Raw genomic sequence first — 23,234 nt, forward strand, 5'->3', positions numbered from 1 at the left:
CAGGCCATAATGAAAACCATCACAACGACCGACGATCTCGCGGAGTTTTGCACGCGGGCAGCCGCATTTCCTTATGTGACGGTCGATACCGAGTTCCTGCGCGAACGCACCTACTATTCCAAACTGTGCCTGATCCAGCTTGCCTTTGCGGGGGATGGCAAAGATGATGCGGTGCTGGTTGATCCGCTGGCGGACGGGCTGTCGCTTGACCCGCTTTATGCCCTTTTTGCAGATCACGGCGTTGTCAAAGTGTTCCACGCCGCGCGTCAAGATCTTGAAATTTTCTATGTGGACAAAGGCGTTATCCCCGAACCTCTGTTTGACACCCAGGTCGCGGCGATGGTCTGCGGTTTTGGTGAACAGGTCGGATACGAGACCCTGGTGCGCAAGATCGTGCGCGAACAGGTCGATAAATCCTCGCGCTTTACCGACTGGTCACGCCGCCCGCTGACTGATGCACAAAAAACCTATGCGCTGGCCGATGTGACCCACCTGCGCGGCGTTTACGAATTTCTCGCCGCGGAACTGGCCAAGTCGGGGCGCCACAAATGGGTCGCCGAGGAAATGGCGATCCTGAATGCGCCTGAAACATATCGGGCCGATCCCGATCGGGCGTGGGAACGGGTCAAGACGCGCACCAATTCGGGCAAGTTTCTGGCGATTGTGCGTGAATTGGCGCGGTTTCGCGAGTTTTACGCACAATCGCGCGATGTGCCGCGCACGCGGGTGTTCAAGGACGATGCGTTGGTCGAACTGGCTTCGACCAAACCGGCCAGTGAACAGGATTTGGGCCGCTCGCGCCTGTTGCTGCGCGAGGCCCGGCGCGGCGAGATCGCAGAGGGGATTCTGGCTGCCGTGCAGGCCGGGATCAACACCCGCCCCGAAGATATGCCCAACCCCGACAGATCACGTGAAAAGCTGCAGGTGAACCCCGCTTTGGCGGACCTGTTGCGCGTGTTGCTGAAAGCCAAGGCCGAAGGCGAGGGGGTCGCGCAAAAGCTGATCGCCAATGCTTCTGATCTTGATCTGATCGCGGCGGGGCAGCGCGATGTCGCAGCCCTGAAAGGCTGGCGCAAAGAGGTGTTTGGCGAGGATGCGCTGCGCCTGTGTGATGGCAAGGTGGCGCTGGCCGCCAAGGGCGGCAATGTGATCGCCGTCAATCTGGATTAGCGACGGGCGGTGCGGGCGTTTTGTGCGCCCTGCACGCGGACCGTGCGGATCCCCGCCAGTTCAGCCGCCGACAACGTATAGGCGGCATCGATTCGGCGCGAGCGGTCCGGCCCGATCGCCTGAAACCCAGCCGGCACTTCGGCGCGGAAATCCAGCGTCATTACGCCGTTTTCGATACCTGCGAGCACAAGCTGCGCGTTGAAATATCCCTGCGTCGCGGCCAGGCCCGTGGCATGCACGATTGCGCCGCCCGGCGTGCGGTCAATCCGCATGGCGGTCACGCTTTGCACGAGTTCACGCCCTTCCACGACCTGGGCGCGGCGCCCTTCGGGGACCAGCGGGCGGATTTCCGTGGGCGCTGACGCCTCTACGGTGCTGCGTCCAAACCAGTTCACCGGATTGAAACGCGACTCCGCGATGCGCGCGCATCCCGAAAGGGTGAGGGCAATCGCAGCCGAGAGGAGCAGGGGACGGATCATGATCAGGACCTTCATTTCGCTTTGCCAATTGCTAGCCGATCAGCGCGCGCTTGAAAAGCACGCACTGGACCTCTGGTGTCACAGACCCTAAATCAAGGGCAGTCAAAAGGGGACAGGCATGGCCACCGAGAGTTTTGAAGATATCGCGGAAACCTTTGAATTCCTTGACGATTGGGAAGATCGTTACCGTCATGTGATTGATCTGGGCAAGGGGCTGGAGCCGTTGGAGGACGCATTCAAGGTGCCCGCGACCAAAGTTGACGGCTGCGCCTCGCAGGTCTGGTTGTTGCCAAACACCGATGGCGGCGTGTTTTCCTTTCGTGGCGACAGCGATGCGATGATCGTGCGCGGGCTGATCGCGGTGCTGGCCGCGCTTTATAACGGGGTGCCCGTGGACCAGGTCGGGGCGATCGATGCAAGGGCCGAACTGGGGCGGCTGGGACTGAACGATCATCTTTCGGCGCAACGCTCTAATGGGCTGCGCGCGATGGTTGAACGGATCAAATTGGCTGCTGCGCAGGCATGATATTTTGATGAGGGGCGCCGCCCCTCAAACACCCCGAGGTATTTTCGGCAAGATGAAACTAGGTGCGCGGGATTGCGGCCAGCGTCGTGGCCAGATCGCCGTAGCCTGTCGCGCGCCGCTCGAATTTCAGCCCAAGGCGGGCGGCGCAGTCTTTGGCCTTGGCCGTGAGCGCCGGATTATCGGTTTGTGCCTGATAGACCAGTTTTTCGTAATTGCCGAAATACATGTCGCGCAGCTCCGGGTGGCGATCCAGGCCCAGCGGTTTCCACACGAAGGCGTCAAACTGGCGCACAAGGAAGTCCGTCAGGTAGAAGGCGGTGACTTCTTCACGCGCCGCAAAGGCATCGTTGCCTTCAAAAAACGAATAACAATGCGGGCCCTCCACCATTTTAACGCCCAATTCCTTGCACTTTTCCAACAACTGCCCGCCTGTGCCGCAATCGGCATAGACGACAAAGATGTCGTCGTAAGCGCCACGATGTTTTGTCACGGCGGCCTCGATCGCGGGGGTGATCTTGTCTGGCGTGTTGTGAAAGATCGCCGGAAGGCAGTGCAAATCCAGATGATCCCAGCCGTTTGTGGCTTTCAGCGCGAGGATTTCATGGGCCAGCGCACCACAGGCGAGCAACAGCACCCGACCTTGCCCCTTGGCGGGCAGTCCGCTGGTTGTCAGGCTGTGATCGTCCGGTCGCATCGTTTGATCCCATGAAAAAGCCCCGCGCCAGCATGGGACACGGGGCCGGATTGTGCAAATCCAGTGCGTGTCCTAGGCGCTGGCACCCTGATTGTGTTTGCGCGCCATAAAGGTTTTTGCGGTTTCCACGGCCACGGCGGCGTCGCGGCAGTAGGCGTCCGCACCGATGGCCTTGCCGAATTCCTCGTTCAGGGGGGCGCCGCCGACCAGCACCGTGTAATCCTCGCGGATGCCTTTTTCGACCAGCGTATCAATCACGACCTTCATGTAGGGCATGGTGGTGGTCAGCAGGGCGGACATGCCAAGGATATCGGGTTGTTCGGCCTCGAGCGCCTCAAGATAGGCCTCGACCGCGTTGTTGATGCCAAGGTCGACTACTTCGAAACCGGCGCCTTCCATCATCATGCCCACAAGGTTCTTGCCGATGTCGTGGATATCGCCCTTGACGGTGCCGATCACCATCTTGCCCACCCGCGGCGCACCGGTTTCGGCCAAAAGCGGCTTGAGGATAAACATCCCGCCCTTCATGGCGTTGGCGGCGAGCAGCACTTCGGGGACGAACAGAATGCCGTCACGGAAATCATGACCGACGATGGTCATGCCGCCGACCAGCGCCTCGGTCAGGATGCGGTAAGGCTCCCACCCGCGGTCCAGCAGGATATGCACGCCTTCCTCGATCTCTTCCTTGAGGCCATCGTAAAGGTCGTCGAACATCTGCGCGACAAGATCTTCGTCGTTCAATTCGCTCAGGATGATGTCGTCGTCTTCGGACATGGGTCGCTCCCGCATGGGTGTTTCTTGGCGCCAGAATTGCGCTGAAACGTCGCAACTGGCTGAACCGATTGCGACACTGCCTGAACCGTGACCGACGTTAACACAAATGAAAAATTTGCGGAATCGTGATGCGGGTCTTTCATGCGTTCCTGTTATGTTCTAATGTTGGCCCATGTCGCATGCACCGCCACCCCTGCACGGGACCGCCCGCGGGCGGGCAGCCCAAAGCAATGACACCAACCGCTTTGAACCCTACAGTCGCGAGGCGGTGGATGATGGCTGGGCGCGGATGGATGATTTGCCGCCCCTGCGCACCGAGGTCCGCGAGGAGGTGTCGCGCCGTGTGATTTCGCGCAATACATCGCCCGATTTGTCGTTTGATCGCTCGGTGAACCCTTATCGCGGCTGCGAACACGGTTGTATTTACTGTTATGCGCGCCCCGGGCATGCCTATCTGGGCATGTCACCCGGGCTTGATTTCGAGACACGTCTGGTGGCCCGCCCCAGTGCGCCTGAACAGTTGCGCCGCGAGCTGTCGCGCAAAGGCTACGTGCCCGATACACTGGCGATTGGCACCTATACGGACCCCTATCAACCGATTGAAAAGGCGCATGAAATCATGCGCGGGTTGGTGCAGGTGCTGGCGGCTTTCAATCACCCGCTGGCGATCGTGACCAAGGGTGTTCTGATTGAACGCGACATTGATATTCTGGCACCGATGGCGGCCAGAGGGCTGTTGCGGGTCGGCATTTCGGTCACCAGTCTGGACGCGAAAATCTCTCGGGCGATGGAGCCGCGCGTACCCGCCCCCAAACGGCGCCTGCAAACGATCCGTCGCCTGGCCGATGCCGGGATTCCGGTGCGCGCGATGGTGTCACCGGTGGTGCCCGGGCTGACCGATCACGAGGTTGAGGCGATACTGGCCGCCTGCGCCGATGCGGGCGCGGTGGCGGCCAGTTCCATCGTGCTGCGCCTGCCGCGCGAGGTTGCGCCGCTGTTTGCCGATTGGGTGCAGGCGCATTTTCCCGATCGCGCCGCGCGGATCATGAACCGCGTGCGTGATTTGCATGGCGGCAAGGATTATGATCCCGCCTTTGGCAGCCGCATGACGGGGCAGGGGGAATGGGCGGCCCTTTTGCGCGCAAGGGTCAAGCTGGCCACGGCGCGGCTGGGCCTGGATCGCAGGCTGACACCGCTGCGCAGGGACCTGTTTGCGGTGCCACCAAAAGCGGGCGACCAACTGGCGCTGTTTTAGGCCTTGCGCCGACCACGGCGGGGCGCGCGCACAGGGCCGGCCCCATCCGTGCCATCCGAGGCCGAGGAAAATGCGCCAAGCTGCGCGGTGATCTGGTCCAACGTCGGACGCGGACCCGCGGGCAGTGTTTCCAGCGCCTCGCGCATCGCCGCCAGATGTTCGGGCGTGGTGCCACAGCAGCCGCCGATGATCGTCGCGCCTGCATCACGCGCCAGCACGGCGTAATCGGCCATCAACGCTGGCGTGCCGTCATAGTGGATATGTCCGTCATGATATTTCGGGATGCCAGCGTTGCCTTTGGCGATGATCGGCTGTTGCGGACCAAGTGCTGAAAACCCAAGGATCGTGCGCATCAGGTCGGACGCGCCCGTGCCGCAGTTTGCCCCGAATGCCAGGGGTTTATGCGTCAGTTTATTGACCATCTTGACCATTTCCGCGCTGGTCAGCCCCATCATCGTGCGCCCGGCTGTGTCAAAACTCATCGTGCCGCACCAGGGCATATCGGCCAGCGCGAATGCCTCGCTCGCGGCGATGAATTCCTCGGCGGCGCTGATCGTTTCGACCCAGAGCACATCGGCCCCGCCCGCCTTGAGCCCCTCGGCCTGTTCGTGGAACATTTCCACCGCGCTTTCATGGGTCAAGGTGCCCATCGGCGACATGATTTCGCCCGTGGGGCCGACAGAACCGGCAACGACGACCGGGCGGCCGGCGGCGTCGGCCACCTCGCGCCCGATTGCCGCGGCGATTCGGTTCAGATCATGCACGCGTGACTGCGCCCCGTGCAGTTTCAGGCGCGAGGCGTTGCCGCCAAAGCTGTTGGTCAGGAAAATGTCGCTGCCCGCGTCGACTGCCCCCTGATAAAGGGCGGTGATCCGGTCGGGGTGGTCTTCGTTCCACATTTCCGGTGCATCGCCCGACATCAGCCCCATGTTGAACAGGTTTGTGCCTGTCGCGCCGTCGGCCAGCAGCCAGTCGCGGGTTTCAAGGAGGCGGGAAAGGGCGTTTGTCATGATCGGGCAGCCTGTTCATATGGCAAGGGGTATCCCTAGCCAGTAAGAGTTGCCAATGGGCCATGACACGGGTTGCCCGGGGTTTCAAATGTATTTTCTGCATAAAGATTATCATCCTGATGCAGCATAGACTGGCTGCGCAGGGGTGGCGGGCGGTGAATGGCCACTGCCAGCGCCAGACCTGCATAAAACAGGGCCAGCCAACCGGGCGCCGCCAGATAAAGCGGTTGCCAGCGCGGGGCAAAGCTTTGCTTGAAGCGGATCAGCCCCTGCGCGGTGCGTGCCAAACGGTCGGGCAAGCCAAGCGGCGCGGCGGCAAGGCTGAGGCGGGCGATACCCTGTCGGTGCGCGGCATCAATCGCGGCGGTGACAAGCGCATGCATCGTGCCATCGGGCAGATCGTCATCGTGGCGCATCAGATCAAGCGACCAGGCCGTGGGGCTGGTGTGAAACGTGACAAAACCGATCAGCGCGCCGCCCACATGGGCCAGAAACACCTGCTGCCCGGGAAGGATGCGCAGATCGAACCGTCCCATCGATACGCCTTTTTCGCCGCCGTGCCGTGCAGCCCACCTGCGGGCCAGCGCGCGCATCTCGGCAATGGGCAGGGTGCCCGTCTGGCTGATCGTCACGCCAGCCTTTTCGGCCTGGCGCAGCTTGCGCCGCAACTGACGGTGTTGCGGGCCGTCCTTGGACCATTGCGCCGGTGTGATCTGTGCCTCGGCCCCGATCCGGCGCACGGCCCAGCCCGCGCGGCGCGCGCGCAGGGCGCTGGCGCAGTCGCATTTGTACAAGACAGGCCGACGCCCCAGGCGGCGCGCGATCTGCGTGATATCCGCGTGGCTGGCCGCGCCCTTGGGCGGGCCGATGGTGCAGGCGTGCCCCGCAACGTTTTGTACCATCCAGCCATTTGCCCCATCGCTCCAAATACTGGCACCCTGATGGGACAGCGCCCATTCTGGGTGGGGCGGGGCTTGCAGCGCGCGCGCAAGGGTAAGGCCGCGCAACGGCGCGAGATGTTGCGCCGGGCCAAAACGGGGCGCGCGCAACAGCGACACAAAGGCCAGGGCCGCCGGCACCGCATAATAGGTCACGCGAAAGGCGATCAGCGCTGCCAGAACTGCCGCGTCATCCACCAGCGGCAGACAGGCCAGCAGGGCCAGATCGAACGCGCCAATCCCGCCCGGTGCGTTTGACAGAAGCCCAGCCCCAAGCGCCAGAAGATAGGCCGTGAAAAAGAGGGCAGGCGCGGGCGCGACACCGGCGGGCAACAGCACATAAAGCGCCAGTGCCGCGCAGGCTGTATCAATCAGGCACCACAGCAGCATCGCCCCCAGATCGCCAAGCCCCGTGCGCGCGCCGGTCTTGCGCAGCATGAAAAACGTGGCCACCACCGCAAGCCCCAGCAATACCGTTGCCCCCGTGACCGTTGCCCCCGTGACGGTTTGCATCATCGTGCCGGGCAGCGGCAGGCCGGTCAGCGCCACCATCACGGCCGCAACAACCGCCCATGCGGCCAGAAATGACAGGCTCACCAGCACGGAAATCTGCGTTGTGCGCCAAAGCCCAAGGGTCGGCAGGCAGCGCCAGCGCACCAATGCGCCGGTCAGGCTGCCAAATCCAAGGGTCTGCCCCAGGGCGATCGCGCGCATACCGGCACGGCGTGCATCAACCGGTGCCACCCCCGTGTGCATCATCCTGTGCACCCCTGCGTCATATTGCCCGACCGCGCAAAAACTGGCGAAAGTCGCCAAAGCCGACAGCGCCCATTGCGCCGGTGTGGTCGCCCCAAGGCTGTCCCAGACATGCGCGGTGTCGATATCCCCAATCCTGCGCGCCAGCAAAATTCCAAAGATAACAACAGCCGCGACGGGCAACAGGCGGCCCAGAAACCGCCAGTCGCTGGCCAAGGTGTCACCACGCCCTGCACGCGGATCCAGATGGTGAATGGTTGTCATTTCGGCCCCCCGAATGCGCCGGTCCACCGGCTGTTCCCAAGGCTTAGGCCGCTTGCATGAATGGCGTGTTAACAGCGCCCCTCATCATGGCGGCGCGCCGGGAGATCGCCCCGACGCGCCGCATTTTTCCACTGAAAACCGCGCGAAATGCCGCGCAAGTTTATGAAAATCTTAGAGTTCTTGCACAAGCTGTGCCTTGGCCTGCGCCATGCATTCGGCCATCTTGGCGCGGATCGTGGCCTCGTCGACCTGATCACCGATATCGGCGAACAACTTGCGATAGACATCCTCGTGACCGGCTTCTTCAAAGTCGGATTTGATCACGTCCTGCACATAGGCATCAACATCCGCGCCGGTTTTGCCCAACAGGTCAGCCGCCCAGATGCCCAGCAGTTTGTTGCAGCGGGCATCGGCTTTGAACTGCATTTCAGCGTCATGGGCGAATTTGGCCTCAAAGGCGTTTTCACGATCATCAAAGGTGGACATGGGCGGGAACCTCTTGGTTGGACTAATGTTACATCAGATATGCCCCGCTGGGCGCTTGCCCGCAAGGGGGGCTTGGCGTATGACGCGGCCTAAGTCGTGTGCTGCCCCGCGCCCCGCACTGGGGTGCCGCCGCGACAGATGGAGCAATGCATGGCACGTCGCAAGCTGGTCTATGAAGGCAAGGCCAAGATCCTTTACGAGGGCCCCGAGCCCGGAACACTGGTGCAATACTTCAAGGATGACGCCACCGCAGGCAACGGCGAAAAGAAAGCCGTGATTGACGGAAAAGGTGTGCTCAACAACCGCCTGTCCGAGTTTTTCATGACCGGGCTGGCCGCTATCGGGGTGCCAACCCATTTCATCAGACGGCTGAATATGCGCGAACAGTTGATCCGTGCCGTGGACATCATCCCACTGGAAGTGATCGTGCGCAACTATGCCGCCGGGTCGATGGCCAAACGCCTGGGGATGGAAGAAGGCACGCAACTGCCCCGCCCGATCATCGAATTCAGCTACAAGGACGATTCCCTTGGTGATCCGCTGGTCCCCGAAGAATATATCATAGCCTTTGGCTGGGCCTCCCAGCAGGACATGGACGATATTGTTGCCCTTGCCCTGCGGGTCAATGATTTCATGTCCGGCGTCATGCACGGGGTCGGGATCAAGCTGGTCGATTTCAAGATCGAAGTGGGCCGCGTTTGGGATGGCGAATATCAGCGCCTTGTGGTGGCCGATGAAATCAGCCCCGATAGCTGCCGCCTGTGGGACATCGAAACCGGCACCAAGCTGGACAAGGATGTGTTCCGCCGCGATCTGGGCAACCTGACGGACGCCTATACCGAAGTGGCGCGCCGTCTGGGTGTCATGCCCAGCAATACCACGTCGATCCCGAAACCGACGCTGATCAACTAGGCGCGCGATCCGGGAACATTGGACATTTTTGGCAAGACAAGATTGAAGGTAAGACCATGAAAGCACGGGTTCACGTCATGTTGAAAGATGGGGTCTTGGACCCCCAGGGGGCGGCTGTGAAACACGCGCTTGGCACGCTTGGGTTCACGGGTGTGGACGCGGTGCGTCAGGGCAAGGTGATTGAACTTGATCTGACCGATGGCACCTCCGAGGCACAAATTGGCGAAATGTGCGAAAAGCTGCTCGCCAATACAGTAATTGAAAGCTACCGCATCGAGGTGATCTGATGCGGGCCATGCAGCTTGATCAGTGGCGCGCGCCGCTTCAAGCTGTGGACCTGCCCACACCGGATGCCCCTGCGGGCGGGGTTACCCTGCGCCTGCTGGCCTGCGGTGTGTGCCGCTCTGACTGGCATGTCTGGACCGGGGCCGATCCTGATGTGACGCTGCCCCATATCCCCGGTCATGAATATTGCGGCGAAGTCATCGCCCTGGGGCAGGGGGTGACGCGCTGGCGCAAAGGGGATCGTGTAATCGCCCCGTTCATTCTGGCCTGTGGCCAATGCCCCGCCTGCGCCCGCGGCCACCAAACCACCTGCGCCCGCCAGATCCTGCCGGGCTTTACGGCCCAGGGCGCGTTCGCCGAAATGATCGCCGTGCCTTTTGCCGATACCAACCTCACAGCACTGCCCGATGGGATGGACCCCGCCCTTGCTGCTGCCCTTGGCTGCCGTGTGACCACCGCATGGCAGGCGCTTACGGGGCGCGCGGCAGTGCAGGCGGGCGAATGGGTCGCGGTGTTTGGCACGGGCGGCGTTGGATTGTCGGCAGCCCTGCTGGCGCGTGGCCTTGGCGCGCGCGTGATCGCCGTGGACACGGTGCCTGAAAAGCTGGCCCATGCGCTGGCGCTGGGGGTCGATCACGTGGTGGATGCCCGCACGGGCGACACCGCCGCGCGCATCCACGCGATCACCGATGGCGGCGCGGATGTCGCAATCGAGGCCTTGGGCATTGCCGCGACCACGGTGCCTGCGCTGCACTGCCTTGCCAAGCTGGGGCGCATGGTGCAGGTGGGCATGCCCGCCGGGGATCATGCAACGATGGCCCTGCCGATGGACCGGGTCTATAGCGGCCAACTGGCGATTTTCGGCACCCGTGGCATGGCCGCTTGGCGCTACCCTGCGCTGCTCGACTTTATTCAGGCGGGTCATGTGGACTTGACGCCGCTGATTGCGCGGCGCATTCCGCTGGGCAAGGTCAGTGACGAATTGGCCGCCTTTGATCATCCTGCACCGCCCGGCGTGGCGGTCATTACCGACTTTAGCCAATAACGGAGCCTCCCATGAAAGCTGGCGTCATCGTTTTCCCCGGATCGAACTGTGATCGTGACATGGCCGTGGCCCTGCAAAATGCGGGCGCGGCGGTGCAGATGATCTGGCACAAGGATGCGGACCTGCCCCAAGGACTGGATATTGTCGCGATCCCGGGCGGGTTTTCGTTTGGCGATTATCTGCGCTGTGGGGCGATTGCGGCGCAGTCGCCGATCTGTCGCGCGGTTGTGGCCCATGCCGATCGCGGCGGGTTCGTTCTGGGGGTTTGCAACGGTTTTCAGGTGTTGACCGAAACCGGCATCCTGCCCGGCGCATTGTTGCGTAACGAGAACCTGAAATATATCTGCCGCACAGTGGGCCTGACCGTGGAAACGGCCGACAGCGCCTTTACCCAAGGCTACAAGCAAGGGGACACCCTGCAAGTGCCCATTGCCCATCACGATGGCAATTACTTCGCTGATTCCGACACGCTGGCGCGCCTGCGGGGCGATGATCGCGTGGCCTTTACCTACAGCGACAACCCCAACGGATCGGTCGCCGATATTGCCGGGGTGCTGAGCGCAAATCGCCGTGTGCTGGGGATGATGCCCCATCCTGAACGCGCGGCGGAAACCGCCCACGGCGGCACTGACGGGGCGGCGATGTTCCGCGGATTGGCCGATCAACTGGTCGCTGGCTAGTTGCCCGAAGAGGTGGCGCGGCGTAAGCTGGCGTGATGGCGCAGAACAGTGACACCAACCAAGGCCTTGGGGCGCGTGGCAAACGGGCTGAACGGCTTGCCTTATTGGTGATCTGTCTGGTCGCGATTGGCGTGATCTATATCACCAACCAACTGCTGACCGAACGCTTTACCGAAAACACCCGCAACCGTGCCGAAATCCGGCTTGCGCTTTATTCTGCCAACCTGATCAGCGAGTTGCAGCGCAATTCCATCGTGCCGCAACTGCTGGCGCGCGATCCGGCCCTGATTGGCGCGCTCAACTCGCGGGATTATTCGCAATCGACCCAGCGCCTGCTGTCGTTTGTCGATGAAATTGGCGCGGCTTCGTTGATGCTGCTGGATCAGGACGGGCGCACCGTCGCCGCGACCGATCGTAACCGGCTGGGCGAATCCCACCGCGGGATGCCCGATTTCACCGATGCCATGCGATCCAACACCACCGTGTTCAGCGTGCAGGAACGCGAAAGCAGCGGCTATTCCTTTACCTATTCGCGTAAACTTGATGATGGCGGCGTGTTCCTTGGGGTGATCACCGTCGAGGTTGATCTGGCCAAGCTGGAACGCAGTTGGGCTGGCATATCGGATGCGGTTTTCGTCACCGACAGCGAGGGGCGCATCATCCTGACCACCGAGGGCCGCTGGCGCGGGCTGACCGAGGTCGAAGCGCTTGCACGGCAAGACGCGCCCTCGGCCATCCAGCGCGCCTTGCAGGCCACGCAGGACTGGACCTCGCTGCCGATCGACGCCTATTTGCAGGGTGAAGGCGTGATGCGCCGCGAGACCCGCGTGCCGTTTCAGGGCTGGCGCATGGTCAGTTTCACAACCTATGCCAGCGTGCGCGAACGGGTGAACAGCGTGCTGGCGCTTGAAATCATGGGATTCGCGATCCTGCTTGCCGCCGGTTTCTGGTTTACGTCGCGCAAATCAATGGTGCGGATGCGGGTGTTTCAACGGGAATCCGCCGAATTGCGCATGCTCAATCAGCGCCTGCAGCGCGAAATCGCCGAGCGCGAGAAAGTCGAAAAGACCCTTGAAGTGGCCGAACAAACCCTTGCGCAATCGTCCAAACTGGCCGCTTTGGGTGAAATGTCCGCCGCCGTCAGCCACGAATTGAACCAGCCTCTGGCGGCGATGAAAACCTATCTGGCCGGCGCACGCCTGCTCCTGAGCCGCAAACGCCCGGACGAGGCCTTGTCGTCGTTCCAGCGCATCGACGATCTGATCGAACGGATGGGCGCAATCACAAAACAGCTGAAATCCTATGCCCGCAAGGGCGCCGATACCTTTGAACCCGTCGATACCCGTGATGCGGTTACCTCCGCCCTCGCGATGATGGAGCCGCAATTGCGCCAGCGTCACGTCAGCATCACCCGCACCCTGCCCAGTGAACCGGCGATGATTTTCGGCGACCGGATGCGCTATGAGCAGGTGATTATCAATCTGCTGCGCAACGCGCTGGATGCCACCAAAGGCGTGAAAGACCCGCAGATTGATATCGTTCTGGCCGCAGGCAACACGGTGACCCTGTCGGTGCGCGACAACGGCGAAGGCATCGCCGATCTCGACGCGTTATTCGAGCCGTTCTACACCACCAAGCAACCCGGTGACGGGGTCGGGCTGGGTCTGGCCATTTCCTCGGGGATCGTCAACGACTTGGGTGGGCGATTAACCGCCCGAAATGCCGATGCGGGGGGGGCTGTATTTGAAGTTCGCCTGCCTATCTGGAAAGAAGAGAGCGAGATTTCCGCAGCAGAATAGGGCGTGGACATATGGCACAGGCAATGAAGATCGCGATTGTGGATGACGAGAAAGACATGCGTCATTCGATATCACAGTGGTTGGCGCTGTCGGGCTTTGATACCGAAACATTTGCCAGCGCCGAAGAAGCCCTGCGCGGCCTTGGCCCCGATTATCCGGGTATCATCGTCAGCGACATCAAGATGCCCGGTATGGACGGGATGCAATTTCTCAAGAAACTCAAGGGCGTAGACAGCACTCTTCCAGTGATCATGATCACTGGCCACGGCGATGTCCCGATGGCGGTCGAGGCGATGCGCATCGGTGCGTTCGATTTTTTGGAAAAGCCCTTCAATCCCGACCGCATGACCGAACTGGCCAAAAAGGCCACCAATGTGCGCCGCCTGACGCTTGATAACCGTGCGCTGCGCCGTGAATTGTCCGATGGCAGCGCATTGATCAAGAAACTGATCGGTGCAAGCCCGGTGATGGAGCGGCTCAAGGAAGATATCCTTGATCTGGGGCAGGCTGACGGCCATGTGCTGGTCGAAGGCGAAACCGGCACCGGCAAGACCCTTGTGGCCCATGCGCTTCACGCGGTGGGTGCGCGCGCCAGCAAGAAATTCGTGCTGATCAGCTGTTCGGCCTACGACGAAGACGCATTGCAAAAGCGCCTGTTCGGTCCCGCCGGGCAGGATGATCCGATTCCCGCGATGGAAGAAGCCCGCGGTGGCACGCTTGTGCTGGAAGATATTGAATCGCTGGGGCCAACGGCGCAGGCGCGCCTGCTGCAGGCGATCAATGATCAGGGCACACCCGCCGAAACCCGCATTGTCGCGATCTGCAACCTGCAAGACGAAGGCAAGACCTGCGAAAGCGAACTGCGCGCCGATCTGTTTTACCGCCTTGCGGCCCTGCGCATTACCGTGCCCCCCTGCGCCAGCGTGGTGAGGATATCCTGACGTTGTTCACCCGCTTGGGCGAACAATTTGCCGAAGAATACGGCTGTGACGCGCCGCAGGTCAGCGCACAGGAAGCCGCACAGTTGCTGCAGGCGCCCTGGCCCGGCAACGTGCGCCAACTGATCAACGTGGCCGAACGCGCGGTGCTGCAAAACCGCCGTGGCACGGGCACCATCGCATCGCTGCTGATGGCCGATGACGACGAAAGCCGCCCCGCGATGACCACCGAAGGCAAGCCGCTGAAAGATTTTGTCGATGCCTTTGAACGCATGTTGATCGACAACACCATGCGCCGCCACAAGGGCAGCATCGTCAACGTGATGGACGAATTGTGCTTGCCACGCCGCACCCTGAACGAAAAGATGGCCAAGTATGGCCTGCAAAGGTCTGACTATCTGGGCTAATCTGTAAGGGCCGCGTGAACGCGGGAGCTGTTTGTCTGGTGACTGGGTAAAGGTAAATATTGCCGCTGTGACAAGAGATGAATGGCTAGTGTGGTAGTGGATCAAACCTGCACCGACCTAGGGTAGGGGCCGTCTAATTGCCCCTGCAACACACTTAGACGTTGTAATGGCGGTCCTTCCTCCCCTATGTATAGGCCACGGACGGTTGCCATGACGCTTTGCGCAAAAGTCCGGTGAGTTTCTCTGCCAAAGGTCGCGCGGCCCAAGTCGCCCCTTTGTCAGACCAAGAATGTGGCCCCACATTTCACATGACGGGGCCAGATAAACAGCCCGCGGGCGCTGTTGGACAACCAAAGCGCCGGGCATTGAATGGGCCGCAGTTACACTGCGGTCGGAGAAGAAACGCGATGCAACGCGCGCAACTGACAGGCACAAGTGAACGGGGCGTTTTGTCTCGGGCGTGTGCTGTTGCGCCAATCGCCCTTAATAGTCACGCCAGCCAGACAACAGCGCCCCCGGGCGCCGTTTGCGTTGTCGTGTGATCGGACAACATGCCAAAGAAAATGCTTATCGATGCGACCCACCCGGAAGAAACCCGGGTCGTGGTCGTGGACGGAAACAAAGTCGAGGAATTCGACTTTGAATCCCAAGCCCGCCGCCAACTGGCGGGCAATATCTACCTGGCCAAGGTAACACGGGTCGAACCTTCGCTTCAGGCGGCGTTCATCGACTATGGTGGCAACCGCCACGGGTTCCTTGCCTTCAACGAAATCCACCCTGATTACTATCAGATTCCGGTGGCCGATCGCCAGGCGCTGATCGCCGAGGAAAAAGCCTATGCCGAGGCGCAGAGGGCCGAAGCCGAAGCCGCGGAAAGCAAGCCCAAGCGCACACGCCGCCGCCGCAAACCCAAAGCCGCCGAGGTTGATGGGCAGGACGCCGTCGCAACCGCCGATCCCGTCGAAACGAGCGAGGATGAAACCTCGGGCGATATCGCCGGAATGGAAACCATTGATCTGGACGAAGAAGGCTCCAGCCCGATGGAAACCGTGGGTGACACGCCGGTGGAGACGCCTGCATCAGATGATGACGACGGCGAACAGCCCTATGTCGCGATGGATGACGCCGCCGAAAAGGACGACTCCATCGAAGTAGTCGCCGATGAAGACGACGCCGAAGATGTGCGTCCCGTGCGCAAACCCCGCCCCAAGCGCTACAAGATCCAGGAAGTGATCAAAGTGCGCCAGATCCTTTTGGTGCAGGTCGTCAAGGAAGAGCGCGGCAACAAGGGCGCGGCCCTGACCACCTATCTGTCGCTGGCGGGTCGCTATTGTGTGCTGATGCCCAATACCGCGCGCGGTGGTGGCATTTCGCGCAAGATCACCAACGCCGCCGACCGCAAAAAGCTGAAAGAGATCGCCAACGAGATCGACGTGCCCGAGGGCGCGGGCCTGATCGTGCGCACTGCGGGCAGCCAGCGCACCAAATCGGAAATCAAACGCGATTACGAATACCTGCTGCGCCTTTGGGAACAGATCCGCGAGCTGACGCTGAAATCGACAGCGCCCGCACCGATCTACGAAGAAGGCAACCTGATCAAACGCTCGATCCGCGATCTCTATTCCAAGGACATCGACGAGGTGATCGTCGAAGGCGAGGGGGGCTATCGCACGGCCAAGGACTTCATGAAAATGATCATGCCGTCCCACGCCAAGAACGTGAAAAACTATACCGAAGCGATGCCGCTGTTTGCGCGCCATCAGGTCGAAAGCTATCTGTCGGGCATGTTCAACCCCACGGTGCAGTTGCCCTCGGGCGGTTATATCGTGATCGGCGTGACCGAAGCACTGGTGGCGATTGACGTCAACTCGGGGCGCGCCACCAAGGAAGGCAGCATCGAGCAGACCGCGACCAAGACCAACCTTGAAGCGGCTGACGAAGTGGCCCGCCAGTTGCGCCTGCGCGACCTTGCCGGTCTGATCGTGATCGACTTTATCGACATGGATGAGCGCAAGAACAACGCCGCCGTGGAAAAACGCTTCAAAGACAAGCTCAAGACCGACCGCGCGCGCATTCAGGTGGGCCGGATTTCCGGCTTTGGCCTGATGGAAATGTCGCGCCAGCGCCTGCGCCCCGGCATGATCGAGGCGACGACCCAGCCTTGCCCGCATTGCCACGGCACCGGCCTGCTGCGCTCGGATGACAACCTTGCCCTGTCGATCCTGCGCCAGATCGAAGAAGAAGGCGTGCGTGGCCGCAGCAAGGAAGTGCTGGTGAAGGCCCCCACAGCCATCGCCAACTACCTGATGAACCAGAAACGCGACCATGTGCTCGGCATCGAGGCGCGTTACGGGCTGTCGGTGCGGGTCGAAGCTGATCCCTTCATGATCTCGCCTGATTTTGCGATCGAAAAGTTCAAGACCGCCAGCCGGGTGATCGCCGAACCCGCCGCCAACGTGATTTCGTCGGATACGGCCGTCATGGCCGACGTGATTGAAGACGATCCGGCCGAGGAGACCGCGCAACAGGCGCGCGCCGATACACCCGAAAACGGTGAGGGTGAAGGCCAGCCGAAAAAGCGCCGTCGGCGTCGGCGGCGGCGTCGTGGTGGTGGCAATGGTGACGGCAACGGGGAAGCTGTGAGCGGCGAAAACGGCAGTGATGCCGCGCCGCAGGAAGCCGAGGCAAAAACCGACGCGGCCCCCGTCGAGGTTGACGCCGCCCCTGCTGGCGAAGTTGACGCCGCAGAATTACCCAAGCCCAAGCGCACCCGCACCCGCCGCAAACCCAAGGAGGAGGTCGCGCCCGAACCCGCCGCCGAACCCGCGCCCGAACCGGTGGCTGCCGAAGCTGAACCCGCTGAAAAGCCGGTGAAAAAGCGCGCCACACGCAGCCGCAAAAAAGCCGAGCCAAAGGCAGAGGCGACGACCGACGTGGAGGCCACCACAGAGACTGCCACCGAGGCGGCCCCCAAAGCACCGCGCAAGCGCGCCTCGCGCGCCAAGGCCAAACCTGTCGCGGCCCAAGCCGTTGACGGCGCCGAAGTCGCTGCGCCCGAAGCCGCGAAAGCCGAACTGGCCACCGCGGAACCGGCCAAGGCCGAGCCTGCCCGGCAGGCCGCCGAACCAGACGATGGCAAGCCCAAACGCAAGGGCTGGTGGTCACTGGGCCGCTAAGGCATTGCGATAAAGGAACAGGACCGCTGCGCAGCCTTGCGCGGCGGTCTTTTTTATGTGCCGCGCCGGATCAGATAGGTGGTCACGGCACCTTCGGAGGTCGCGGACAAAAAGACGTGCCCCGCTTGGGCGCAAAAATGCGGCACGTCGATCACCGCTACCGGATCGTCGGCCTGCAAGCGCAGGATCTGGCCCGCGCGCATGCCCAACAGCGCCTTGCGCGCGCGCAGCACGGGCAGGGGGCAAAGCAAGCCGATCGCGTCGATGTCCAGATCAGGGGTCATGCCCGACGATTAGGCCGCATGTGACAGACTGTCCACTAAGTTGTGACCGTTTGGCGGGTGACGCGGCGCGCATGCTGCCCTAAAGCTGTTGGGAAAAGGAGACCTGACAATGACGCCTGATCTTTTGCTGGATGCGACTCTTCTGCCTGCTATAGCCATTGCGCTGTTTGCAGGGCTGCTGTCGTTCCTCAGCCCCTGTGTTTTGCCGGTCGTGCCACCGTATCTGGCCTATATGGGCGGGGTGTCGGTGACGGATATGGACGACAGCCGCGCAAAGCGGGGCCGCGTGCTTCTTGCGGCGGTGTTCTTTGTGCTGGGTCTGTCGACGGTTTTCATCCTGCTGGGATTCGCCTTTTCGGCGATGGGGCGGGTATTGCTGGCCTGGCAGGATTGGTTCGTTATCATTGCGGGCATCGTCATCATGACGTTCGGCGCGCATTTCATTGGCGTGTTCCGCATTCCCTTTCTGGATCGCGAGGCCCGTGTCGACACCGGCGATCAGGGCGGCACGGCCCTCGGGGCCTATGTGCTGGGGCTGGCCTTTGCCTTTGGCTGGACGCCCTGCCTGGGGCCGATCCTTGGCACGATCCTGGGCTTGGCGGCAAGCGAGGCCGACCTGTGGCGCGGCACAATCTTGCTGGCGTTCTATGCGATGGGTCTTGGGGTGCCGTTCCTTTTGGTTGCGGCTTTCTTCCCGGTGATGAAAGGGCCGATGGCCTTTATGAAGCGCCATACCAAGCGGATCGAGCGGATTTCCGGCCTGTTGTTGTGGACCGTCGGCCTGCTGATGCTGACCGGGCAATTCACCGCCTTTAGCTGGTGGCTGCTTGAGACGTTTCCGGCGCTGGCCGTGCTGGGCTAGCGGTGCAGGGGGCGCGGCCCCCGACCTGCGGTCCCCCCGGAGGTATTTCTGAACAGAAGAATGGTGTTGTCGCGGCTTATTTTCGCCGAAATTTCTGTTTAGGGTAGCCGCATGAGCGAGGCGGATGAACAGATGCAGGTGCGCAGGCGGCGGGTGTTTTACATCCCCGGCTATGACCCGATCCATCCGCGCCGCTACCGCGAGCTTTACCGCAGCGAAAGTGCCGCGCAGGCCGCGATTTCCGACTACGAGATCGGGATCAGCCCGAAAACCGGTGACGGCCCCTATGGCTGGCACGTGCAGGCCGATATTGGCGCCCCGGTGCAGGCCGATATCGCCGTGCTGGTCTGGTCCGATATCGTGCGTGACAGCATGTCCAACACCATTGGCGCGACCTATCTGCAACTGGTCCGCACCGCCTGGACCTATATCGCCAGCGGCACGCTGCGCCGCCTGATGTGGCTGCGCAAGGGGCCGGTGATCGCCGCGCTTTATCCGGTGGGCATGTTGCTGTTGCAACTGCTGCTGGCGCTGGTTGTGGGCGGACAGGCCGGGCGGCTGGCGCTGGCCGGTCTGGGTGCGGTTTGGGACGCGCCTGATCTGGTCAAAGCGCTGATCTGGTGGCCGATTTTTCTGGCGCTGGCGGTGTGGATCCTGCGCTGGTTCAAACGTATGGACGGCAAGTTTTTCGCCTACTACCTGATGCATGACTACGCCTATTCCGCCAACTGGAACGGCGCGAATCCACCCGAGCTTGAGGCGCGGATGGCCCAATTCGGCGATGTGATCGCCGCCGCTTTGGAGGGGGATGTGGACGAGGTTCTGGTGGTTGGTCATTCTTCGGGGGCGCATCTGGGCGTCAGCATTCTGGCCGATCTGATCCGCGCCGGGCGGGTGCGCGCGGATGGTCCCAGGCTTGCGTTTTTGTCGCTGGGGCAGGTGGTGCCGATGGTGTCGTTCCTGCGCGAGGCGCACCGCTTGCGCAACGATCTGGCCTATCTGTCGATGCGCGATGAATTGACATGGGTCGATGTCACCGCCCCCGGCGATGGCTGCGCCTTTGCCCTGTGCGATCCGGTGGCCGTGTCCGGTGTCGCGCCCGCGGGCAAGAAATGGCCGCTGATCATGTCGGCGGCCTTTACCCAGAGCCTGAGCGAAGCGCGTTGGAAAGAGCTGCGCTGGAAGTTCTTTCGCCTGCATTTCCAATACCTTTGTGCCTTTGATCGCCCGCGCGATTACGACTATTTCCAGATCACTGCCGGACCTGTCACCCTGGCTGACCGCTACCGCGACCGCCCACCATCCAAATCCCGTATCGACGTGCCCGCGTCGAAATACACGAGCGTGGCGCCGTGATCCCGCCCAAGCCGCCCGCGCGCGCCGACAAGGTGTCGTTGTGGCGCTACGTGCGCCTGTTTCGCAGTGATATCCTGTCGGCCCAGCCGGCCAAGTTATACCGTGCGTGGATGGCCGAATTTCGCACGCCGTTCTTTCGCAGCTTCCTTGCCAATGATCCCGCCCTTGTGCAGACCGTCCTGAAAGATCGCCCCGATGATTTTCCCAAATCCGACCGGATCGGCGCGGGATTGCGGCCTTTGCTGGGGGAGTCGGTGTTCCTGACCAATGGCGAGGTCTGGAAACGTCAGCGCCGCATCATTGATCCCGCGTTCGAGGGTGGGCGCCTGCGCGATACCTACGGCGCAATGTATGCGGCCGCGCAGGCCGCCGTGACCCGCCTTGCCCCCCTGGCCAACGGCACCCCGCACGAGGTCGAGGCCGAGACAAGCCACGCCGCAGCGGATGTGATTTTCCGCACGCTGTTTTCGATCCCCATCGAGCATCAGATCGCCGCCGATGTCTTTACGAAATTCCGCGACTATCAGCGCAGTCAGCCGATCCTCAATCTGGCCGCCTTCATCCCCGTGCCGCGCTGGTTTCCGCGTTTTTTCAAGGGGCAGACCAAACGCACCGCGCGCGATATTCGCGCCCTGATCACGCAACTGACGGTCCAGCGCATGGCGGCGATCAAGGCAGGCACTGCGCCTGATGATCTGGCCACCAAGATCATGACCACGCCAGATCCCCAGACTGGCGAGACATTCACAACCGCGGAAATGGTCGATCAGGTCGCGATCTTCTTTCTGGCGGGGCATGAAACCTCGGCCTCGGCACTGGCCTGGACGCTCTATCTGATGGCGCTTTATCCTGACTGGCAGGACAGGGTCGCGCAGGAAGCGCAGGCACTGACCGGTCCCGATTTCAAGCTGGTCGCCAAGCTACGTCTGTCCAAGGATGTATTCCGCGAGGCCCTGCGCCTTTATCCGCCGGTGCCGATGATGGTGCGCGAGGCGGGCTGCCCCGAACGCTTCCGCGACCGCGATGTGCCACGGGGGTCGCAGATTGTCCTGAGCCCCTGGCACCTGCATCGCCATGAACGGCTGTGGGACAATCCCGACGGGTTTGACCCGACCCGCTGGGCCACCGAAAACGGCAAGCAATGCCAGCGCGAGGCCTATATTCCGTTTTCCGCCGGTCCGCGCGTCTGCACGGGCGCAGGTTTTGCGATGGTCGAGGGGCCGTTGATCCTGTCGATGCTGCTGCGCGCCTACCGCTTTGACCTGGTGGCGGGGCGCCAACCTGTGCCTGTCGCCCATCTGACCGTGCGCGCCAAGGATGGCATCTGGCTGCGGATCACGCCCCGCTAGCCTTGATTGTTCATCTGGGTTGCTTTCAGCACCACCACACGGATCGCCGAGGCAAGACCGACATCGCCGCGCCCTTCGTCGATTTCGATCGCCAGGCCGTTCAGGGTCTTGCCTTGTGCGCGTGCCAGCGCCCGAAACGCCACCCAAAATTCCGGTTCCAGCGACACCGATGTGCGGTGGCCGCGTAAGGTTAGCGAGTGTTTTTCAGGCCGCGTCATTCGTCCTCGAATTTCAGCTGATCAAGCCGCGCTTTGGCCTGATCCGACTGTGCCGTATCCAGCAACCGCTGCGCCTTGGTGCGCCCGTGTTTCACCGCATTCAGATCGGCGCGGGCCTTCTTTTGGGCCCGTTCCTTTTCCTTGCGCACCTGGTTGAGGTTCACGGGCTTCATTTCGGGCCGATCATATCCTCGGGGCGCACGACCGCGTCGAATGTTTCGCCGTCCACGAACCCAAGGGCGATGGCTTCCTCGCGCAGGGTCGTGCCGTTCTTGTGGGCGGTCTTGGCGACCTTGGTGGCGTTGTCATAGCCGATGGTGGGGGCCAGTGCGGTGACAAGCATCAGGCTTTCCTTCATCAGCTTGTCGATGCGGGGTGCGTTGGCTTCGATCCCCATCAGCATCCGTTCGGTGAAACTGTCGGCCACATCGCCAAGCAGTTGCATGGATTGCAACAGGTTATAGGCCATCATCGGGTTATAGACGTTGAGCTCAAAATGCCCCTGCGACCCGGCAAAGCTGATCGCGGCGTCATTGCCAAGGATATGGGCGCAGACCTGCGTCATGGCTTCGGCCTGGGTCGGGTTCACCTTGCCGGGCATGATGGAGGATCCCGGTTCATTTTCCGGCAGGATCAATTCGCCAAGGCCCGAGCGGGGGCCGGACCCCAGCAGCCGGATATCGCTGGCGATTTTATAGGCGGCCATTGCGGTGGTCTTGATCGCGCCGGACATGAAAACCATCGCATCATGGGCGGCCAAGGCTTCGAATTTATTGGGGGCGGTCACGAAGGGCAGGCCGGTAATCTCGGCCATATGCGCGGCCACGGTCGTGTCCCAGCCCTTGGCGGTGTTCAGGCCGGTGCCGACCGCTGTGCCGCCTTGGGCCAATTCATAGATGCCGGGCAGGGCCAGTTCGATACGCGCGATCCCGTTGCGGATTTGCGCGGCGTAGCCGGAAAATTCCTGCCCCAGGGTGAGCGGCGTCGCATCTTGGGTATGGGTGCGGCCGATCTTGATGATCTCGGCAAATTCCTTTGATTTCGCCTCAAGTCCGGCGGCGAATTTTCCCAACCCCGGCAGCAACACATCACGCACCGTCATGGCGGCGGCGATATGCATGGCCGTGGGGAAGGTATCGTTGGAGGATTGGCCCATATTGCAGTGATCGTTGGGGTGAACGGGGTCTTTGGAGCCGATCACGCCGCCCAGCAGTTCGATGGCGCGGTTGGCGATCACTTCGTTGGCGTTCATGTTGGATTGTGTGCCCGACCCTGTCTGCCAGACCACCAGCGGAAAGTGGTCATCCAGCTTGCCGTCGATCACTTCGCCCGCAGCGGCGATGATCGCGTCAGCCAGTTTGCCTTCCAGCTTGCCGGATGCCTTGTTGGCCTGCGCACAGGCTTTCTTGATCACGCCCAGGGCGCGCACGATGGCGACGGGCTGTTTTTCCCAGCCGATCGGGAAATTCATGATGCTGCGCTGGGTCTGTGCGCCCCAATAGCGTGTGCTTTCCACCTCGAGTGGGCCAAAGCTGTCGGTTTCTGTGCGGGTCTTGGTCATGGCGCGGTCC

General features: G+C 61.9%; 22 protein-coding genes and 1 pseudogene. 13 read left to right on the top strand and 10 right to left on the bottom strand.

What is annotated here, in order from left to right; genetic code table 11:
- The first annotated feature begins 9 nt into the window (after positions 1-9).
- Complete coding sequence (gene rnd / locus FTO60_RS06720; RefSeq protein ID WP_148055236.1) at positions 10-1,170, top strand: ribonuclease D; 1,161 nt, start codon at positions 10-12, stop codon at positions 1,168-1,170.
- Here rnd and FTO60_RS06725 read toward each other — a convergent pair.
- Positions 1,167-1,649 carry a hypothetical protein gene (locus FTO60_RS06725; protein WP_148055237.1) on the bottom strand — a complete coding sequence of 161 codons (483 nt, stop codon included), beginning with the start codon at positions 1,647-1,649 and terminating at the stop codon, positions 1,167-1,169. The genes rnd and FTO60_RS06725 overlap by 4 nt on opposite strands.
- Positions 1,650-1,767: 118 nt before the next feature.
- On the opposite strand from FTO60_RS06725, the gene FTO60_RS06730 reads away from it, so the two are divergent.
- The gene (locus FTO60_RS06730) at positions 1,768-2,175 is read left to right on the top strand and encodes a SufE family protein (RefSeq protein WP_148055238.1); all 408 of its coding nucleotides are present in this window, start codon (positions 1,768-1,770) and stop codon (positions 2,173-2,175) included.
- Positions 2,176-2,233: 58 nt separating this feature from the next.
- Here FTO60_RS06730 and FTO60_RS06735 read toward each other — a convergent pair whose 3' ends face one another.
- Both FTO60_RS06735 and FTO60_RS06740 read right to left on the bottom strand, forming a co-directional pair.
- Positions 2,234-2,869: a DUF1638 domain-containing protein gene (locus tag FTO60_RS06735; protein ID WP_148055239.1), complete on the bottom strand. Its 636-nt coding sequence runs from the start codon at positions 2,867-2,869 to the stop codon at positions 2,234-2,236.
- Positions 2,870-2,941: 72 nt separating this feature from the next.
- The gene (locus tag FTO60_RS06740; protein ID WP_148055240.1) at positions 2,942-3,643 is read right to left on the bottom strand and encodes a B12-binding domain-containing protein; all 702 of its coding nucleotides are present in this window, start codon (positions 3,641-3,643) and stop codon (positions 2,942-2,944) included.
- A 172-nt stretch (positions 3,644-3,815) separates the two neighbouring features.
- Between FTO60_RS06740 and FTO60_RS06745 the strand changes: the two genes are divergently transcribed.
- A complete protein-coding gene (locus tag FTO60_RS06745) occupies positions 3,816-4,898 on the top strand; it encodes a PA0069 family radical SAM protein (protein ID WP_148055241.1) in 1,083 nt (360 codons plus the stop codon).
- Here the strand turns inward: FTO60_RS06745 and bmt are convergent.
- The 3 genes from bmt to FTO60_RS06760 form a co-directional block, all read right to left on the bottom strand.
- On the bottom strand, positions 4,895-5,908 hold the full coding sequence (bmt, locus tag FTO60_RS06750) for a betaine--homocysteine S-methyltransferase (RefSeq protein WP_148055242.1): 1,014 nt from the start codon (positions 5,906-5,908) through the stop codon (positions 4,895-4,897). The genes FTO60_RS06745 and bmt overlap by 4 nt on opposite strands.
- A gap of 35 nt (positions 5,909-5,943) precedes the next feature.
- Positions 5,944-7,866 carry a phosphatidylglycerol lysyltransferase domain-containing protein gene (locus FTO60_RS06755; protein ID WP_148055243.1) on the bottom strand — a complete coding sequence of 641 codons (1,923 nt, stop codon included), beginning with the start codon at positions 7,864-7,866 and terminating at the stop codon, positions 5,944-5,946.
- 171 nt (positions 7,867-8,037) lie between these two features.
- The gene (locus tag FTO60_RS06760) at positions 8,038-8,352 is read right to left on the bottom strand and encodes a DUF1476 domain-containing protein (RefSeq protein WP_148055244.1); all 315 of its coding nucleotides are present in this window, start codon (positions 8,350-8,352) and stop codon (positions 8,038-8,040) included.
- Between the two features lie 150 nt (positions 8,353-8,502).
- On the opposite strand from FTO60_RS06760, the gene purC reads away from it, so the two are divergent.
- The 7 genes and pseudogenes from purC to FTO60_RS06795 all read left to right on the top strand — a co-directional run bounded on the left by purC (position 8,503) and on the right by FTO60_RS06795 (position 17,594).
- Positions 8,503-9,264 (top strand): phosphoribosylaminoimidazolesuccinocarboxamide synthase, encoded by a 762-nt coding sequence (purC, locus tag FTO60_RS06765; protein WP_148055245.1) that lies wholly within the window; start codon positions 8,503-8,505, stop codon positions 9,262-9,264.
- Between the two features lie 56 nt (positions 9,265-9,320).
- Complete coding sequence (gene purS, locus FTO60_RS06770; RefSeq protein WP_148055246.1) at positions 9,321-9,551, top strand: phosphoribosylformylglycinamidine synthase subunit PurS; 231 nt, start codon at positions 9,321-9,323, stop codon at positions 9,549-9,551.
- Positions 9,551-10,594, top strand: coding sequence for a zinc-dependent alcohol dehydrogenase family protein (locus tag FTO60_RS06775; protein WP_148055247.1), 1,044 nt, complete (start codon positions 9,551-9,553; stop codon positions 10,592-10,594). Before purS ends, FTO60_RS06775 begins: the two co-directional genes overlap by 1 nt.
- Positions 10,595-10,605: 11 nt before the next feature.
- Positions 10,606-11,274 (top strand): phosphoribosylformylglycinamidine synthase subunit PurQ, encoded by a 669-nt coding sequence (gene purQ, locus FTO60_RS06780; protein ID WP_148055248.1) that lies wholly within the window; start codon positions 10,606-10,608, stop codon positions 11,272-11,274.
- A gap of 35 nt (positions 11,275-11,309) precedes the next feature.
- Positions 11,310-13,073 (top strand): ATP-binding protein, encoded by a 1,764-nt coding sequence (locus FTO60_RS06785; protein WP_148055249.1) that lies wholly within the window; start codon positions 11,310-11,312, stop codon positions 13,071-13,073.
- A gap of 11 nt (positions 13,074-13,084) precedes the next feature.
- A pseudogene (locus FTO60_RS06790) lies at positions 13,085-14,418 on the top strand (sigma-54-dependent transcriptional regulator).
- Positions 14,419-14,969: 551 nt separating this feature from the next.
- Positions 14,970-17,594, top strand: a complete 2,625-nt coding sequence (locus FTO60_RS06795; protein WP_148055250.1) for an Rne/Rng family ribonuclease — start codon at positions 14,970-14,972, stop codon at positions 17,592-17,594.
- A 53-nt stretch (positions 17,595-17,647) separates the two neighbouring features.
- Here FTO60_RS06795 and FTO60_RS06800 read toward each other — a convergent pair whose 3' ends face one another.
- A complete protein-coding gene (locus FTO60_RS06800) occupies positions 17,648-17,878 on the bottom strand; it encodes a sulfurtransferase TusA family protein (RefSeq protein ID WP_148055251.1) in 231 nt (76 codons plus the stop codon).
- Between the two features lie 109 nt (positions 17,879-17,987).
- On the opposite strand from FTO60_RS06800, the gene FTO60_RS06805 reads away from it, so the two are divergent.
- The 3 genes from FTO60_RS06805 (at position 17,988) to FTO60_RS06815 (ending at position 21,445) form a co-directional block, all read left to right on the top strand.
- Entirely contained in the window at positions 17,988-18,740 is a 753-nt protein-coding gene (locus FTO60_RS06805) for a cytochrome c biogenesis CcdA family protein (RefSeq protein WP_148055252.1), read from the top strand.
- A gap of 111 nt (positions 18,741-18,851) precedes the next feature.
- Positions 18,852-20,096 carry a hypothetical protein gene (locus FTO60_RS06810; protein ID WP_148055253.1) on the top strand — a complete coding sequence of 415 codons (1,245 nt, stop codon included), beginning with the start codon at positions 18,852-18,854 and terminating at the stop codon, positions 20,094-20,096.
- Positions 20,093-21,445 carry a cytochrome P450 gene (locus FTO60_RS06815; protein ID WP_148055254.1) on the top strand — a complete coding sequence of 451 codons (1,353 nt, stop codon included), beginning with the start codon at positions 20,093-20,095 and terminating at the stop codon, positions 21,443-21,445. Before FTO60_RS06810 ends, FTO60_RS06815 begins: the two co-directional genes overlap by 4 nt.
- On the opposite strand, the gene FTO60_RS06820 is transcribed toward FTO60_RS06815, so the two are convergent.
- Genes FTO60_RS06820 through fumC form a run of 3 tightly spaced genes read right to left on the bottom strand, consistent with a single transcriptional unit; the run spans position 21,442 to position 23,224 of the window.
- Entirely contained in the window at positions 21,442-21,663 is a 222-nt protein-coding gene (locus FTO60_RS06820) for a ribbon-helix-helix domain-containing protein (RefSeq protein ID WP_148055255.1), read from the bottom strand. The two genes, FTO60_RS06815 and FTO60_RS06820, sit on opposite strands and share 4 nt — an antisense overlap.
- Complete coding sequence (locus FTO60_RS06825) at positions 21,660-21,836, bottom strand: DUF4169 family protein (RefSeq protein WP_148055256.1); 177 nt, start codon at positions 21,834-21,836, stop codon at positions 21,660-21,662. The genes FTO60_RS06820 and FTO60_RS06825 overlap by 4 nt, the downstream gene beginning before the upstream one ends.
- Positions 21,833-23,224: a class II fumarate hydratase gene (gene fumC, locus FTO60_RS06830; RefSeq protein ID WP_148055257.1), complete on the bottom strand. Its 1,392-nt coding sequence runs from the start codon at positions 23,222-23,224 to the stop codon at positions 21,833-21,835. The genes FTO60_RS06825 and fumC overlap by 4 nt, the downstream gene beginning before the upstream one ends.
- Positions 23,225-23,234: the final 10 nt, after the last annotated feature.

Origin of the sequence: Octadecabacter sp. SW4 (assembly GCF_008065155.1) — a bacterium.
GTDB lineage: Bacteria > Pseudomonadota > Alphaproteobacteria > Rhodobacterales > Rhodobacteraceae > SW4.